Annotated in this window: 4 protein-coding genes; all 4 read left to right on the forward strand. The window is 56.3% G+C overall.

Translation table 11 applies throughout. The features are described from left to right. Positions 1 to 840, forward strand: an 840-nt coding sequence (locus NW820_RS00900) for a class I SAM-dependent methyltransferase (protein WP_414406423.1), incomplete at its 5' end; no start/stop codon positions are given. Between the two features lie 233 nt (positions 841 to 1,073). After that, complete coding sequence (locus tag NW820_RS00905) at positions 1,074 to 1,211, forward strand: hypothetical protein (protein WP_011432392.1); 138 nt, start codon at positions 1,074 to 1,076, stop codon at positions 1,209 to 1,211. 94 nt (positions 1,212 to 1,305) lie between these two features. Next, entirely contained in the window at positions 1,306 to 2,370 is a 1,065-nt protein-coding gene (gene mutY, locus NW820_RS00910) for an A/G-specific adenine glycosylase (protein WP_414406424.1), read from the forward strand. 100 nt (positions 2,371 to 2,470) lie between these two features. Beyond that, positions 2,471 to 2,703, forward strand: a 233-nt coding sequence (locus NW820_RS00915) for a hypothetical protein (protein WP_414406425.1), incomplete at its 3' end; no start/stop codon positions are given.

Raw genomic sequence — 2,703 nt, forward strand, 5'->3', positions numbered from 1 at the left:
GGGGTGATGGCGCTGATGCTCTACAACCGTTCAGGCCGTTGGCATCTGTACCGCATTCGGCGAGCCTTGGAGTTGTTGGGCATCACCCCACCTGCAACCCCAGAAAAGATCGAATTTGTGCGGCAACTGCTGAAGGGAGCCAGCCCCAATTCCCTTTTGGCCAAGCACGCCAAGGCTCACCAAGAATACTATGGACAAGATGAAAACATTGTCGATAATTTCTTCCATGCCAATGATATTCCTTTCGACATCGGCGAGATTCCCGACTTGCTTGCCCAAGCCGGGCTGGAGTTTATCGATGTAGCCCCCTACTTGGACTATTGGAACGCCAGGCCGTTGATTGCCGCCACCCACCCGGAGTTCCATCGCCGCTACGAGGCCCTTGCTCGCATCGACCAACTGCGGGTCATGGAGTATCTGGAGCCTCTGTATCACACGCAAAATCTCTTCTGGTGTTGCCATCAAGGGAAAAAGGTGGACCACTGGGATCCCTTTACAGTCGAATTTTTTAAGGGATCCCGCTGGCAACTCAACCCCTTGTTCGTCCGCTATGGCAGCGTGCGCTACTGGGATCAAAAAATCCCCTTTTCAGATCTGTTGGGCAAGCTGGATCCGGCCCAGATCCTGACCCAGAAGATGGATATTTTCTGGCCTATCGCCCGGATCCCTGGCAAGATGATGGCCTCTACCCGCTACCAAGTGGTGGAGCTGCTGCTGCCCTTGGCCAATCAAGCCCGTTCTGGCGCTGAGATCCTGGCTGCCCATGAAGAGAGAGCCGACCACCTTCTCAACCTATTTCGACAGTGGGAAGCAGACCGGTTAGTCCTGCGGGTTGCCTAGCTTCTGGTTATTCCAAACAGTCCAAATCACCAGGGTCAAAGTCTGTTCCATGCTAAGGTTGTATCATGCATGACCGAGGACGGTGCTTCTCCCCAGGCATGTTTGCGCCGGCGGTGCGGAGCACCTCTACTGGGACATCTTCGCCACAGCTTTCCCTGTGAATAGAGCTGGCAGATCTGGATCCCGATCAACATCCATGGCAACCCCAACGCCAGAGCTGGTAGGAGGCAAGGATGGCTGACTACAATCGCGGCATTATGAAGTTCAAGGGGGCGGATAGCCCAATTGTCGTTTTGATCTCGGCAGGAATTGTGGCCGGTGTGGTTTCGGCCCTGATCTGGTGGGCTTTGCACTTTGCTTACGCGGCTTGAGTCTCAGCCTCTTCCAGAAGCTAAGGGCAGCTTTTCCTGCGCTGCAAGCCTCCCGGACAAGGTAGGGAATTGGGACGAGGCTTCTTTGCAACGCTTGCGGCAGTCTCTTCAACGTTGGTACCGTGACCACGGAAGGGATCTGCCCTGGCGCCGCACCCGGGATCCCTACGCCATTTGGGTTTCGGAAGTGATGTTACAGCAAACCCAGGTGGCAACAGTTATCCCCTACTTTCAGCGCTGGATGCAAACCCTGCCTGGGATCCCAGCATTGGCGGCAGCCCCCCAGCAGCAGGTGCTGAAACTGTGGGAGGGCCTGGGCTACTACCGGCGGGCCCTGAACTTGCACAAAGCTGCCCAAATTTTGATGCGGGAGCGAAACGGTGAGTTCCCCAGGGATCTGGAGCAGGTGTTGGCTCTGCCGGGGATCGGGCGCACCACGGCTGGCGGCATTCTCAGCGCTGCCTTCGATCAGCCTTTGCCCATTTTGGATGGCAACGTCAAGCGGGTGCTGGCTCGCTTGGTGGCTTTGCAGCAGCCTCCGTCCCAGTGTCTGTCCCTGCTGTGGCAGCTTTCCCAGCAATTGTTGGATCCCGTGCAGCCGCGGGCTTTTAACCAAGCCCTGATGGATTTGGGAGCTACCGTCTGTCGTCCCAAAAAGCCTCACTGTGGCCAGTGCCCTTGGCAAGCGGATTGCAGCGCCTACAATCGAGGTCAACACCAACAATTGCCTATGTCTGCACCCCGTGCCTCCCGTCCTCATAAGCAAATCGCGGTTGCCATTGTTCTGCGGGGAAAAGAAATCCTTATCGATCGACGACTGGAAAGCTCAATGCTCAGCGGGCTGTGGGAGTTTCCCGGAGGGAAAATCGAGCCGGGAGAAACGGCTGCCGAGTGTGTAGTGCGGGAGGTGAAGGAAGAAATCGGCATCGATATCGAGGTGGTCGCGCCGCTGGCCACCATCGAACATGCCTACACCCATTTCACCGTTACTCTTATTGCTTTTATCTGCCGCTACCTGGGCGGAGAAGCCCAAGCCCTGCAATGTAGTGAGGTGCGCTGGGTTAGCCCGGCGGAGCTGTCGGAATTTCCCTTCCCAGGGGCCAATCAAAAGTTGTTTCCCCACTTGTATGCTTGGCTGGCAGAGCATGGCAACCCATGATGAACCCACCCAATCCGCCAAATGGCTTAGACCCTTCTGGAACGTTTGCCCCAAGACATTCGATAGGATAGTAGATGTCCTGCTGCCGTGAGCTACGGATATGCTTGTCACTCTGGAAAAAGCTGGGGAGATTCTGGCTAAGGGATCCCACACAGCCATCACAACCACAGATGGCAAGATCGCGCTGGTGCCCAAGGGAAAAGAAACCCTCAAACTGACGGCCAACGAAGCCATTAACCTAATGTTTTACGTCGTCCGCTCCGCTGAACCGGCAGAGACGGTGATGGCCCAACTGGAGGAGGCAGTTGCCAAAGCTCAAGCCCCCGATCCAGC

Source organism: Synechococcus sp. R55.7 (genome assembly GCF_047461955.1).
Classification (GTDB): domain Bacteria; phylum Cyanobacteriota; class Cyanobacteriia; order Thermostichales; family Thermostichaceae; genus Thermostichus.